Origin of the sequence: Rhizobium bangladeshense (assembly GCF_017357245.1) — a bacterium.
Classification (GTDB): Bacteria; Pseudomonadota; Alphaproteobacteria; order Rhizobiales; family Rhizobiaceae; genus Rhizobium; species Rhizobium bangladeshense.
Genome location: NZ_CP071612.1, coordinates 1,274,370 through 1,286,784, shown reverse-complemented (window position 1 = coordinate 1,286,784; position 12,415 = coordinate 1,274,370). Strand labels below are relative to the sequence as shown.

The following is a 12,415-nucleotide window of genomic DNA, read 5'->3' as shown; positions in this document are numbered from 1 at the left end:
CCCGTTTTCCAAGGTCATGACGTGTTTCGATTTCCCCTTTTCATCCTGATCACGCTGATCGTCGCCTTTGGCGGCGGGATCATGATTTCGCTTTACGCGCTGGATGCGACACAGGGTTTCGGAGCGATCAAGCTCGGCGCCTGGGAGGCCTTTCCGGCCTTGCAGACGGTCGATGCCGACCCTTATGCCAAGTCGCATCGAGCACGCGCCGGAAAACTTCTCTACGGCAGCGCGGAAGGGCTGACCTTCACGGCGAGCGTCGATGACGAAGGCGCACGGCTAAATGCCGGCTGCCGTTACCGCATCAGCGGGCAGACGCCGCCGGCCCGGCTCTGGACCCTATTCACGGCTGACAATGGCGGCAATCCGGCGGCGGTGAAGACCGGCCTTCCCGCAGCGCTCAACTCCTGGACGGTGCTGCGCCAGCCCGACAGCAGCTTCGCGATCGAAATCTCCGCCGTGGCCCAGCCGGGCAATTGGCTGGCCTTGCCGCAGGCCGGAACCTTCCGTCTGGTGCTAACGCTGTTCGACACGCCGACCGCCGGCAGCTCCGGCGTCATCGACCTCGCCATGCCGAAGCTCACCAAGACCGGATGCGGCAATGCTTAGAATACTCTTCGCCGTCCTGACCGGACTTTTCGGCGCGGCGCTCCTACATCTCGTCATCATCCTTTCCCTGCCGCACTTCACCGGCAGGGATGCGGCCACCCGCGTGGCGGCGGAAGGAGAACCCAACAATTTCCACCTGCTGACCGACCAGTATGACGAAGCGGGCCTTGCCAATCGCGACCCTTTCGTGCGGACCGCCGTCTGCTCTTTTGACGTCGAGGATGCGCCGGTGCATTTCACCGCGAAGGGCAATGTGCCCTTCTGGTCGATCGCGATCTACGACAGCGCCTCCAATGAAGTCTTCAGCATGAACGACAGGACCTCGGTCGGCGGCGCGCTCGACGTGCTGGCAGGCAGCCCGATGCAGCTGACGGATCTGCGCAAGAACCTGCCGCAGGAGCTGGAGCAGGCTATCCTGGTGGAAATGGCAAGGCCCGACGGTTATGCCGTCCTGCGGACCCTGGCGCCACAAACAAGCTTCGATGAAGCGGCGCGCAACTTCCTGACTGAAGCGGGCTGCGAGCAATTCACCATCCGCTAACTGCCCGCATTTCGGGCCACGCGCTGCGGTTGAAGAGGCGCTTACTTGTTATTGGCGCGCGGCGCGGGCGCCGGGCTATGTCTAGGGCTCTCGGCGAGCCGCTCGTAACGGACCCCGGTGAACCAGAGGATCTTGGCTTCGCGCGGTTCCTTGTCCAGGCGACGCGGCGCCCGCGGCCGCCGATCCGCCAATGCGACTACTATTGCCATTCTCGTCTCCATGCACTGCCCGAGACGGATGAACTTGCGATGGATTTCACCCTGCCCGCCACTCTGCGGGCCGGCGCGTCCTGCGGTGCCGGCATGACCGGACCGAGGGCATTCGCGCCTTTCCCACGGCACCTGACTGAAATACCGTGATGCGGAGTTTCGACGATCCAAACACTCAAATCGCGTCGTTCCTGTCCGAATTGAGACATATGACAGTTAACAGTTTACTAATATTCGGCGGATGCCAAATACAGTTTCCATGACTTCTTCTTCAACGCGCGAGGAGTCGATTTGGTTTCATGCGGATTGCTGAAAGCCCCAAAGGCGGGCAGTTATGAAATACTAAAGATAATTCATGTAGTTGACGGCAGCGCAACGACCCATCTGCAGCAAGCGGCGCCGCTGTTGCAAATATGCGGCACAAAAATACTTGTTGCGGCACGTCTTGATCTGCTCAGGTTTGCCTTGCCGCGGCCACGCGTTTTAGAGGCGGATCGATGGCAGTTCCGCCAGGTTCGAAGCCGCTGCAAGCAACAGCCTGATCTTCATCTTCCTCTTTGCGGCATGTTTTGACTGCTTCCTGAGACGGACGCATCGGGAGCGTGAAGCCGAAGCTGCATGTCGACACCGCCTCCCCTTTGGCACGCTGATGAAGACAGCCGCGAAAGCCGCCGACCGCCGGACCCGATCAGGAGGGACCGGGCTGTCTCGGCAGCGCACCGGCGGCAGAACGGCCGCAGCGCCATTTCAAAACGATGGCTTTCCGATTGCCGGCCATCCTTTACACCCTCAGCGTGTACATTTCTGTAGCATTTTAATAAAATCTTCAGCATCCATTAACCGTACCGGTGTAGGATTTGTTCATATCGTGTGGTCCGACAGGCGTCCCCGCCAGCGCTATCGGCCCCATGGTTTCCCTTGGTTCTGCGTTTTCAGGGTGTGCTTGTGCGTGACCGGTTTCGAGACCTAGAGGGCCCGTTGGCCGTCAGGAAAAAGGACGTGGTGTTAATGGCGACCGTCAGCAGTTTCGAGAGCCTGTCTCGTCCGACACGATCCGAGCTGCGCCAATTCGCCGAACTTTTCACACCGCTGTTCCAGGCTTCCTCCGACGAGGCCAAGCGACAAGCGGTCGCCGCCCTTTCCCAATGCAAGACCATGCCGGCAGCTGTGGCGTTGTTCATAGGCAATCAGCCGATCGAAATCGCCGCGCCTTTTCTTACCGCCTCGAAGGCTATCTCCGACGACACGCTGATCACCATCGCGCGCATGCAGGGTGCTGCGCATGTCAAGGCGATCGTCAGCCGCGATTCGCTCTCACCGAAGGTCATCGACGCGCTGGTGGCCTTGCGCCAGACCCAGCCGCGCGCCGCGGCACCTTCGGCGCCGACCACCGAACTGTTCGCCGTCCCGCTTTCGCCGGCTCAGGCGGAGAGCAGCGAGGCCGAAGCGCTGGAGGGGCAGCGCCTCGCCAATGAAGAGGCCTTGCGCGGGCGCATCCTCGATCTTGCCGGCCATCTCGGCCGCGACGATCAGGACAGGCTCGGCCTGCGCACCCTCACCGACATTCAGGAAGCGCTGCTGGTGCGCTTCGCCCGCTCGCGCGAGGCGACGCATTTCGCTACCGCGCTCGCCGACGCGCTTTCCGCCAGCCGCTGGCTTGCCGAGCGCATCATGCTCGACCTGTCCGGCCAGCAGCTCGCCACGACGCTGACGAGCCTCGGCATGGGCTTTCTCGACGCCGTCTTCGTGCTGGAAAAATTCTATCCGCATCTTGCCGAACGACAGCACAATGTGACGCGCGGCTGGATGGTGCTCGATGCGCTCGATCCGGAGGAATGCCACGAAAGGGTGGAGAGCTGGCGGCGCGCTGATCGCTACACCTACAAATCCGAAGCATCCGATTCACGCACATCTCGGGAAACGGACAACCACCGCTTCAGTCGCCAGCCGCCGGCGCAGCGCGACATGCGCGTGCTGGGACGGCGGTCCCGTTGAGCTGACCGGACCTGGCTCTCAACGATCACCCGCCAGCGGGATCACGTCGCCCAGTTCCTCCGCCTCCAGCTCGACGATCCAGAGGTCGGGGTCGAAGCGGCGTTCGCGCTCCAGCATCACCCGCACCGCTTCCGGCTCGCTGCGCGCGAGACGGACTTCGAACAGGCGGTCGCGGACCTCGTCTTCGCCGAAAGCGGTCTGCGGCGCCGGCGCATAGAGCGTTTCCAGGCCGTCGCGAAAGTGCTGGCGGATGAAGATCGCGCCCGCTTCCTCCGCGCCCCTCTTCTCCACAGCGGCGAAATCGCCGTTTGCGAAGACGCGGCGCAGTAGCGAGGACACGAAGATGTCGGCGCGTAATCTCATCGAGGCGATATAGACTGGGCCGCGGGCGCCGGCAATCCGCAGTCGAGCTTTGACGAATGCGTCAGACCTTGACTGCCAGCCGCAAGCCGCCCCAATGGCGGCCCCTGACGGTGATCGGCGCGGAGATATCCTTCATCATCACGAAATTGCCGCCGCCCATGTCGCGCCGATAGGTCTGGACGAGGAAAGCCGCGGTGCTGCGGCCGGCGGCAAGGCCGACGCGATCGGCGAAGATGCGGCGATTGCGGCAATTGGCCGTGTTCCAGACGACATCGCCCGGCCGCTGTGGTTGCGAGAACTTCCGGTTATGAGTTGGCAGGTATCCGTTTTCGTCGACTGCCGCGCAGAAGGCAATGCGCTCGTCCAGGGCAACGACAGGCTCCTGAATCGGCGGCAGCAGGCGGTCGGCGAGTTCGGTGAAGGCGGCCATCATCTGAACCGGATCGGTGCCCGGTATTGGCCGGTAGCGTCGGTCGAAGAGGGCGTCGAGACCGATCTGGCCCTCGGCGACGGCACGTTCGAAAGCGCCTGAAATCTGCCGCGCCACCGATTGCGCTTCCTCGATCCAACGGCTGTCGGCGGTCTTGACGCCGGCACTAGCCGTCAACTGGATCAGCGTTTCCGACAGGCCGACGACACTGTCGACGCGTTTAGCCGCCTGCTGCAGCCTGACATTCGAACCGGCGACCTCGCCAGACATTTCGCCGAGTTTCTGGACGAAACCGGCGCATTGCTGGTCGACCGCCTCGGTGGTGTTGGCCATGACGGTCGAACTGTCGAGAATGCGGGTGATGACATGTTCCATGCTTTCGAAGGCACCGCGCATCGCCTCCGACTTGTCGCGCACGCCGGCGGCGCTGTCGCGCGCGTCGCCACCGACCGCCGACAGACGGTCGATCTTCACCCGCAACTCATCCAGCGTGTCCTGAATGGAGTCCGTCGCCTTCGAGGTCTGCAGCGAAAGTGCGCGCACCTCAGCGGCGACGACGGCAAAACCCTTGCCTGCATCGCCGGCGCGCGCCGCCTCGATCGCGGCGTTCAGCGCCAGGAGGTTGGTCTGACGGGCAATGGTGCTGATCTCCTCGGCAATCTTGTCGACATCGGCAAGCGATTTCGAGAAGCCGGCGATTTCAGCGCCGATGACGTTGGAAGACTGAACCATATGGCCGATCTCGGCGACGGAGCCGGATAGGCGGTCGGCGGACTCCTTGAGCATTTGGCGCGCTTCGGTCGCGGTGCGGTCGGTCTCGCGCAGCGACAGGGCGACGGAGCGATTGGTCTCGGCAATCGAAAGCGCGGTGCTGGTGACGTGATCGAAGGCGGAGGCATGGCGCGCCGACATCGCCGCCATGTCCTGAATGGCGCCGGCAATATCGACGAGATCGATGCCAAGGGTGGAGGCTTCTTCGGCAAGGCGCTGCAGGATGTGGCGCAATCCCTCGCGATCACGGCCTTCCACTTCGACCGCCGGTTCTCCGGCCAGACCGTCTATCGCCTTCAGCGCATGCATGACCGACATCCCCCGCCCTCAATTGGCAAAGCTTCGGACAACATGGTTAATAAGTTGCGAACGACGCCGCGTCTTAGACTTAGGTTGTAGTACCTGCCGCAAATGCCTAAATCGCGCCGATTTCCTTCAATTTCTTCAGCACTGCCTCGTTCGGCTCGCCGTTTTCCGGAAGGTTGTAGTGCTTCTGGAAGTGCCGAATGGCAGCACGCGTCTGCTCGCCGGCCACACCGTCGACGCCGACATTGGCATAGGCCATGTTAGAAAGACCCTTTTGAATCTTCAGCACCAGGTCGACAGCGGCGAGCTCGTTTGATGGAAGCTGCTTCGCGGCTGCTGGAGCCGTCTTGACGGTCTTTTCGGCGCTGCGGATCGCTGCGGCGACCGGGTCTTCCGCCGCCGCCTGCGAGCTTACATCCTCGCGCGGCTTTTCCACGGGCACGGTCGAGGGGCCGGCAGCGTCCGTTTTCAGCGCGGCCAGCACCTCCGGCGTCGCCTCCCCGGTCTGGGCCATGCCGACGGTCTCTTGGAAGAAGAGGATGGCCGCACTGGTGCGGGGGCCGATGATGCCGTCAGCTGTGCCATTATAGAGGCCGCGGCGCACCAGCTGCTGCTGGATGTCCATGACGAGCTGGCTCGGCTGCTGAGCGGGTGCGGCCGGCGCCGGCGTCCCGCCGGTGGTGGCGGCGGCATCCTCCGGCCGTTCGATCCGGAAGGTGGTGACGTCAGCCGGTTGTTCTTCGGCCGGGCGACGGGCACCGAGCACGTTAGGAGACTGCGGGTCGCGAGTGCGGAAAATCGGGTGCGGATGCAGCCCAGGCTGATACCAGAGCGCATTGGCCGCAACGAAGGAGAAGATGACGAAGAAGGCGATCGTGCCGCCGGCGACAGACGGATTGCGACCGATAACGCCGCCCAGTGCGGATGCCCCCTGCAGGCCGAGACCGCCCAGCGCAGATGCGCCCTGCAGGCCGAGGCCGCCGAGAGCGGCCGCAGCCGAGACGACAAGGCCCGGCTGTTGCCGTCGCTTCTTCCCCTTAGGCGATTTTCGCTTGCGCGCGGCCATCGAAAAGCCCCTCTTTCAATTCTACTCCGGTACCGACCGCGTCCTTCAGCCGCGGCGGAAATTCGACAGTCGCGCCATGGTCGGCATTTTCAGCGCGCCGGGCGCCCGAGCCGTCCATCGCGATCTCGATGGTGATGATCGTACCCTCGCCCGGCTGGCTGGCAATCGCAAAATTCCCGCCATGCAGCGCCACCAGCCCCTTGACCAGCGAGAGGCCGAGACCACTGCCCTCGAAGCGGCGGGTGTAATCGTTCTGGATCTGGACGAAGGGCTGGCCGAGCATTGCGAGCTTGTCGGCGGCAATGCCGATGCCGGTATCACTGACCGTCAGCTTCAGGATGCCGTCACGCGCCGCCGCATCGACGGAGACGACGCCGCCGGCCTCGGTGAATTTCACGGCATTGCCGACGAGGTTGATGAGGATCTGCTGGATAGCGCGCTGATCTGCGACGACCTCGCCAAGCCCGCGCTGAATCCGGCTCGTCAGGGTGACGCCCTTGGTCTTGGCTTGCAGTGCCAGCATCGATTCGCAGGATCTGACGGAGCCCGAGATATCGAAGGCTTCGAGAATCAGTTCGTAGCGGCCGGCTTCGATCTTGCTCATGTCGAGCATGGTATTGACGACCGAGAGCAGATGCGCGCCGGACTCGCGGACGAGGCCGACATATTCACGCTGACGGTCGTTTTCGAACTTGCCGAAATATTCGCCGATCAGAATATCGGAGAAGCCGAGAATGGCGTTCAGCGGCGTCCGCAGTTCGTGGCTGACCGCGGCGAGGAAGCGCGACTTGGCATCGTTTGCCGATTCGGCGTCGGCCGCACGGTTCTGGGCTTCGGCCCGCAGTTGCTGCTCGACGGACACGTCCCGCAGCTGGGCAATGACGGCGGCAAGCTCGCCATCGGCATCGCGTCGCGCCGTCATGTCCATTCTCAGGTAGGCGAACTGGCGCTGATCGCGCGAGACCGAGGGCCGGTCGAGGCGCAGATCGACGCTTGCAGCATCTTCGCCGCGCCTGAGGTCATCCAGCGCCTGCAGGAACAGGATACGGTCGGAGACATGCACCTGCTCCAGAAAGCCCCTGCCCTTCGGCTCGCGCATCCAGGCAAGGAAATCGCGCCGGTCGCGGCCGCCTATGGTGGCGACGCTGCCGTGCGGATCCAGGAAGAAGACGAGGCCGGGGGTGACGGCGAGGAAGAAATCCTCTGCCGACTGTGTGGCAATGCCGGCGGACGAGCCCTGGCGGGCAAGCGCGATGCTGCCGACGGCGGAAAAGAGAAAAGCGGCGCAGACCATGGCGACGCCGGCCGGCAGCGCGACGGCGGGGCTGGTGACCGCCGAAAGACCGACAGGGGCGGCGACGAGTGCGGCCGAGGAGAGCAGCACGAGGCGCCGCAAAATCGCAAGCTCGCGCTGGCGCACGGCTTCGCCGCCACCCGTCCGGGAAAGCCAGCTTGTCGCCGCCCGGTCTACGAGGGCCGTCACCCAGCCGCCAATGTCACTCAATACTCGCACGCAATACCCGCCCACAAAGGCTGTCTGTCGATCCGGACAATAGGCCCCCGCGACTTAAGGAAAGGATAAGGCAAAAGCGCTGTTCACAGCCAGAAAGCGCAGAAATTCCCGTTTTGAAGCATCCGAGGGCTCCTTTGCTTTTTGTGGTTAATAGCCGGTAAGCGACGGATTTCCTTCATTTTTCAGCACCGCGTTAACTCCTGTGGCAAGGCGAACCGGCAAAAGCCCTGCAATTGCAGGCAGGTGCTGCCCTGATGCTTAACGACAGTCACTCGCATTTGAATTAAATGCGGTCCAAATGCGCTTCGCTAAAATTTGAATTAAATTTGCCGCAAATGCGCGCGAGTTTCGAAAAGCGGCATTCGCAACTTGCCGGTAGGGTGAACGCACACCGGACAACCGGCCTGATTCGGCGACAGAACCGGACGGGAAAACAGGATGGGCAACGACAATGTGGTTTCTGATCAAAGGATCCTTCTGGTTTGGCCTAGTGCTCGTGCTTCTTTCCGTCTTCAGCACGGAAGGATCGGACAAACTCGCCGACGGCCCGCAATTGCAGCTTTCCGATGCCTTCCTGGCGGCGAGCGGCGCCTATGACTATCTCACAGGCATGTGTTCGGAAAAGCCGGAGGTCTGCGCCAAGGGCACCGAGACCCTGACGGCGCTCGGCTACCGGGCCCGTGAGGGCGCCCGCGTCGCTTACGAACTTCTCGACAGCCAGTTCACGGACGAACAAACGACGACGGCAAGGCTCGCCGAACCGGCAAACCGGACGGCACCCGCCATGCCCTCCCTCGCCTCCCCTTCCGTTCAGGAGAAGGTGCGCGAGGCGAAGGCTGCGCTCAACCAGCCGATGCCTTACCGTCCGCCAGTCGACGATGAGTCCGAGACCGTGGTAACCGGCGCGATCCCGCTGCCGACGCCGAAGCCGGCGATCTGACGGGACTGCGGTCAGCCGCCCGCCGTCTTATGCAACTGTTCGACCTTAATACCGCAATGTCCGACCCGAGACTGCGTTTCGTTGGAATTTCTTGAGCTTGCATCGGTGGTCCGCATGACGCGGAAATGCCCCTGCCTGACGTGCCTGCCCTGTTTAATTTAGCATGTTGCTGCGCCGTGCGGATGCCCATCCCTCACGGCGTTTCTTTTTGCGATAACGATATCGCGCAACGTAAAGGCTAAAGCGCATGCAAACCTGGAAAGACTGCCGTGCGCTTTAGCGGTTCAAATTTGCCGACCTTTCACCTATATGCAGTTCTAGAGCATGTCCGGACGCAAAAATGCCGCGCAGTTTTGCTCACATGCCAACGGTGAAAGGCTTTTAATGGCATCCCTCGACCAGATCATCGACGACTTCGCCTTCCTGGACGATTGGGAAGACCGCTACCGCTATGTCATCGAACTCGGCAAGGCACTGCCGGAGCTCGCCGAGGAAAAACGCACCTCAGAAAACAAGGTGATGGGCTGCGCCAGCCAGGTGTGGCTGGTGACGCATACGTCGGGCGATCCGGAAAACCCGATCATGAGTTTCGAGGGCGATTCCGACGCCCACATCGTGCGCGGCCTTGTCGCGATCGTGCTTGCCACCTATTCCGGCAAGCCAGCTTCCGAGATCGCTGCTCTCGATGCCTTCGAGATCTTCTCCAAGATCGGCCTGGTGGAAAACCTGTCGTCGCAGCGCTCAAACGGACTGCGCTCGATGGTGAAGAGAATCCGGGAAGAGGCGAAAATCCGCGCTGCGGCTTGAACGCGATCATTAGGTTCAAACGAGCGTCACAGACCGAGCGATTCCAAGCTATCCTGCCGCCTCGTCGAGTATATTAACACTTCCTCATAATATAGGAATACATTCTAGGCTGCACCGCCAAGCATTAGGTGCATTGCCTCGTAATAACTCGTCTTACCCTGCCTCATCCGCGATAGCCGCGAAACAGTCTGGAAGATTATTTTCCTCGCGGCGAGCGGGATGAATTTGGGCCTACTCGGATTAAAGTCCGAATTCCTGTCATTTTACAGATCAGGCGCTCGAAAACGGCTCGCGGCTCGGCATCATGCTTGCGGTACAGACAGAAAAGCCGGGCACAAGACCCGGCTTTTGTCGTTGACAGCTTTTGATAAGCTCAGCCGCGGCCGCGCTTGCGGCGCTGACCCAGGCCCATCTCCTTCGCCAGGCGCGAACGCGCTTCGGCATAGGCGGGCGCTACCATCGGGTAGTCGGTCGGCAGGTCCCATTTCTCACGGTATTCTTCCGGCGAGAGACTGTGATGCGTCATGAGGTGACGCTTGAGGGACTTGAAGTTGCCGCCGCATTCCAGGCACGTAATCTGCTCGTCCTGTACGGACTTGCGGACAGAGACTGCAGGCTTCTGCTTTTCGACAACGGCCGCAGCGGGCTGCGGTACGGATGTGTTGCTCAGTGCCGAATGCACGTCGGAAATCAGATTCGCCAGGTCGCTGACCGGGACAACATGGTTGCTGACATAAGCCGCGACGATGTCGGCCGTCAGTTCCACAAGCAGCTCCGGCGCATTGCCGGTCGCCATATCCGTCATATTTTTTCTCCTGTTAGCATGCTCAAATGATCTTTGACTGTCACGCCAAAGACCCGCCTCGTAGAAGCGAGCAGCAAAAGCACAGGAAGCAATCTTCTGTTTCGAAAAACGTGAAATCCACCCCTAGATTCCGAAGTCCGAGACCTGTTCTTATACTGCCTGACTGAAAACCACTACCGTCCTCTTCCAGGCGATGGCCCCAGTTAGACATTGAAAATCAAAACTGAGGGACTTGGAAGCAGAACGATTGTAATTCACAATCAGAATTCTACTTGCATTTTCAAATACCATCGTTTGGCCGAAAGGCCAATTATTATTTGTCGTTTTTCTTGAGAAAAAATGGCTGATGAAGAATTATAGGACTTTAGGCCAAGCTTTACTCACAGCTTCCTGTGCATAAGTTCGGCGTAAAATAGGTTAAGAGGCCAACAGCATCGGCTCAGAGAGTTGCCATGATCAGGCCAGCGAGCGGGAGAGACGCGTCAGCAGCCGGACGACCGAGCCGTGCAGGATGAAGAGCAGAAGCGTCAGCGGCCAGAGCAGGCAGGCGAGAAGCCCGGCGAGACGATGAAACGTCAAACCGGCATGATTGGCCCAGCCCTCCAGCAGAGTGACCGCCATGGCGGTCACGGCCACAAGGCTGTAGAGCAGGACGATTGCGGCTTCAAACACCAATGGCTCCTCAATGCACGTAACATTAACCCTAACAGAAAACCCTTAATAGATGTAAAAGCAGACGAATTCCCTGACTGCTGCATGCCGCGATTCCCGCGGCACGGCGCCGGAGGCTTGATGAACCAAGGACGGCGCACCACATTTTCTCGCGAAACGGAACCGCCCTTCGGCGAAAGGAGCACGTCATGTCCGAAACTGCAACCACCGCCAAGATCCATAAAACCGACGCCGAATGGAAAGAGCAACTCACGCCGGAGCAATACCGCATCACCCGCCAACACGGCACCGAACGCGCCTTCACCGGCCCCTATTGGGATTCCTTCGAGACGGGGCTTTACCGCTGCGTCGGCTGCAACACACCGCTTTTCCGCTCCGACACGAAATTCGATGCCGGTTGCGGCTGGCCGAGCTATTTCGAAGCGGTCACTCCGGAGGCAGTGACAGAGCATCGGGACACGAGCTACGGCATGGTGCGTACCGAAATCCGCTGCGGCACCTGCGATGCCCATCTCGGCCACGTGTTTCCCGATGGCCCGCCGCCGACCGGCCTGCGCTATTGCATCAACGGCCATGCCCTGGTGTTCGAGCCGGGGGAGTAGGAGCTGAGTCACGGCAGTCCGCCCACCCTTGGCCCGCGGAGGCGCCGTCTTGGCCACCCGACACGTCCCTAGTCTCGACCGGCCTGATCGGGCACGGCAAGAGAGCGGGCTCGGGAGGCCCGAGCCCGTCCGATCTCGTTATGCGGTCGACACCGGATGGTTATGACTGAACCAGATGCTGCCCGCCGCGAGGACCGCGACGACCAGGCCGACAATCACATGCGCCCACATGGCTGCTATCACGGCTGAAAAGCCGAGGATCCAAGGAGCAATCACGGCCCATATCCCGAGGACGAGGTTGCACCATTCCTCCGCCTCATAGAAGGCATAGAGGGCAGCGACGGCAATCACGGTGATGGCCGCGCCCACGATCCACGCGTTCCAGGCGGCAGAGGCCTCAGCGGCGAAACCGAAAAGCCAGGGCGAGATGAAAAGGCCAAGACCGGCAACGATATTGACGATATCGAAAGCGGTCCGGTTGTTGGAAGACAGAGACTTCAGCATCGATCATTTCTCCTTCTACTTGGTTGCATCATCAATCACCGCCTCCTGCGGGCAGAAGACGGCTGCAGCGGCAGCGCTTGAACCGCCATCGCCGCAGAGCTCGGTCATCGTGGAGTGAGAAGCCGGAAAAGAGATGCGGGCAACGCTATTCCATGGGAACTGCGGCCCCGTGAAAGGAAGACGGCTGCGCCGATAGTCGTTCGAGGCGCGGAAGCCGGAGATCGGTGCTATGTTTTCGAGGCGTGTATTTCTGATGATCTCCACGGTTTATCCTCCCCAACC

At 61.3% G+C, this 12,415-nt stretch carries 15 protein-coding genes; 6 read left to right on the top strand and 9 right to left on the bottom strand.

All coding sequences use genetic code 11. The features are described 5' to 3' along the window. Positions 1-21: 21 nt before the first annotated feature. Both J2J98_RS06300 and J2J98_RS06295 read left to right on the top strand, forming a co-directional pair. Positions 22-609, top strand: coding sequence for a DUF1214 domain-containing protein (locus J2J98_RS06300; protein WP_064706643.1), 588 nt, complete (start codon positions 22-24; stop codon positions 607-609). Further along, the gene (locus J2J98_RS06295; protein WP_207602653.1) at positions 602-1,150 is read left to right on the top strand and encodes a DUF1254 domain-containing protein; all 549 of its coding nucleotides are present in this window, start codon (positions 602-604) and stop codon (positions 1,148-1,150) included. The genes J2J98_RS06300 and J2J98_RS06295 overlap by 8 nt, the downstream gene beginning before the upstream one ends. A 41-nt stretch (positions 1,151-1,191) precedes the next feature. Here the strand turns inward: J2J98_RS06295 and J2J98_RS06290 are convergent, their stop codons facing one another. Beyond that, positions 1,192-1,359 carry a hypothetical protein gene (locus J2J98_RS06290; protein WP_167358952.1) on the bottom strand — a complete coding sequence of 56 codons (168 nt, stop codon included), beginning with the start codon at positions 1,357-1,359 and terminating at the stop codon, positions 1,192-1,194. 945 nt (positions 1,360-2,304) lie between these two features. Here J2J98_RS06290 and J2J98_RS06285 point away from each other — a divergent pair. Continuing rightward, positions 2,305-3,354, top strand: coding sequence for a DUF2336 domain-containing protein (locus tag J2J98_RS06285; RefSeq protein ID WP_171049180.1), 1,050 nt, complete (start codon positions 2,305-2,307; stop codon positions 3,352-3,354). Positions 3,355-3,372: 18 nt separating this feature from the next. On the opposite strand, the gene J2J98_RS06280 is transcribed toward J2J98_RS06285, so the two are convergent. From J2J98_RS06280 to J2J98_RS06265, 4 genes are all read right to left on the bottom strand, one after another. Next, positions 3,373-3,717: a DUF1491 family protein gene (locus tag J2J98_RS06280; protein ID WP_064706640.1), complete on the bottom strand. Its 345-nt coding sequence runs from the start codon at positions 3,715-3,717 to the stop codon at positions 3,373-3,375. A gap of 61 nt (positions 3,718-3,778) precedes the next feature. Further along, a complete protein-coding gene (locus J2J98_RS06275; protein ID WP_207603090.1) occupies positions 3,779-5,227 on the bottom strand; it encodes a methyl-accepting chemotaxis protein in 1,449 nt (482 codons plus the stop codon). Positions 5,228-5,333: 106 nt separating this feature from the next. After that, on the bottom strand, positions 5,334-6,290 hold the full coding sequence (locus J2J98_RS06270; RefSeq protein ID WP_207602652.1) for a peptidoglycan-binding domain-containing protein: 957 nt from the start codon (positions 6,288-6,290) through the stop codon (positions 5,334-5,336). Then, positions 6,262-7,803 (bottom strand): sensor histidine kinase, encoded by a 1,542-nt coding sequence (locus J2J98_RS06265; protein ID WP_207602651.1) that lies wholly within the window; start codon positions 7,801-7,803, stop codon positions 6,262-6,264. The genes J2J98_RS06270 and J2J98_RS06265 overlap by 29 nt, the downstream gene beginning before the upstream one ends. Positions 7,804-8,254: 451 nt before the next feature. On the opposite strand from J2J98_RS06265, the gene J2J98_RS06260 reads away from it, so the two are divergent. Together J2J98_RS06260 and J2J98_RS06255 are read left to right on the top strand one after the other, a co-directional pair. Further along, the gene (locus J2J98_RS06260; RefSeq protein ID WP_138393564.1) at positions 8,255-8,743 is read left to right on the top strand and encodes a DUF5330 domain-containing protein; all 489 of its coding nucleotides are present in this window, start codon (positions 8,255-8,257) and stop codon (positions 8,741-8,743) included. A 384-nt stretch (positions 8,744-9,127) separates the two neighbouring features. After that, the gene (locus J2J98_RS06255; RefSeq protein ID WP_064706636.1) at positions 9,128-9,550 is read left to right on the top strand and encodes a SufE family protein; all 423 of its coding nucleotides are present in this window, start codon (positions 9,128-9,130) and stop codon (positions 9,548-9,550) included. A 373-nt stretch (positions 9,551-9,923) separates the two neighbouring features. On the opposite strand, the gene J2J98_RS06250 is transcribed toward J2J98_RS06255, so the two are convergent. Together J2J98_RS06250 and J2J98_RS06245 are read right to left on the bottom strand one after the other, a co-directional pair. Continuing rightward, positions 9,924-10,355 carry a Ros/MucR family transcriptional regulator gene (locus tag J2J98_RS06250; RefSeq protein ID WP_011424588.1) on the bottom strand — a complete coding sequence of 144 codons (432 nt, stop codon included), beginning with the start codon at positions 10,353-10,355 and terminating at the stop codon, positions 9,924-9,926. 456 nt (positions 10,356-10,811) lie between these two features. Further along, positions 10,812-11,027 carry a hypothetical protein gene (locus tag J2J98_RS06245; RefSeq protein WP_064707049.1) on the bottom strand — a complete coding sequence of 72 codons (216 nt, stop codon included), beginning with the start codon at positions 11,025-11,027 and terminating at the stop codon, positions 10,812-10,814. A gap of 188 nt (positions 11,028-11,215) precedes the next feature. Here J2J98_RS06245 and msrB point away from each other — a divergent pair, with 188 nt between their 5' ends. After that, positions 11,216-11,629: a peptide-methionine (R)-S-oxide reductase MsrB gene (msrB, locus tag J2J98_RS06240; RefSeq protein WP_207602650.1), complete on the top strand. Its 414-nt coding sequence runs from the start codon at positions 11,216-11,218 to the stop codon at positions 11,627-11,629. A 138-nt stretch (positions 11,630-11,767) separates the two neighbouring features. Here the strand turns inward: msrB and J2J98_RS06235 are convergent, their stop codons facing one another. Then, positions 11,768-12,133, bottom strand: coding sequence for an SPW repeat protein (locus J2J98_RS06235; RefSeq protein WP_064706634.1), 366 nt, complete (start codon positions 12,131-12,133; stop codon positions 11,768-11,770). Between the two features lie 15 nt (positions 12,134-12,148). Further along, positions 12,149-12,397 (bottom strand): hypothetical protein, encoded by a 249-nt coding sequence (locus J2J98_RS06230; protein WP_207602649.1) that lies wholly within the window; start codon positions 12,395-12,397, stop codon positions 12,149-12,151. Positions 12,398-12,415 lie beyond the last annotated feature (18 nt).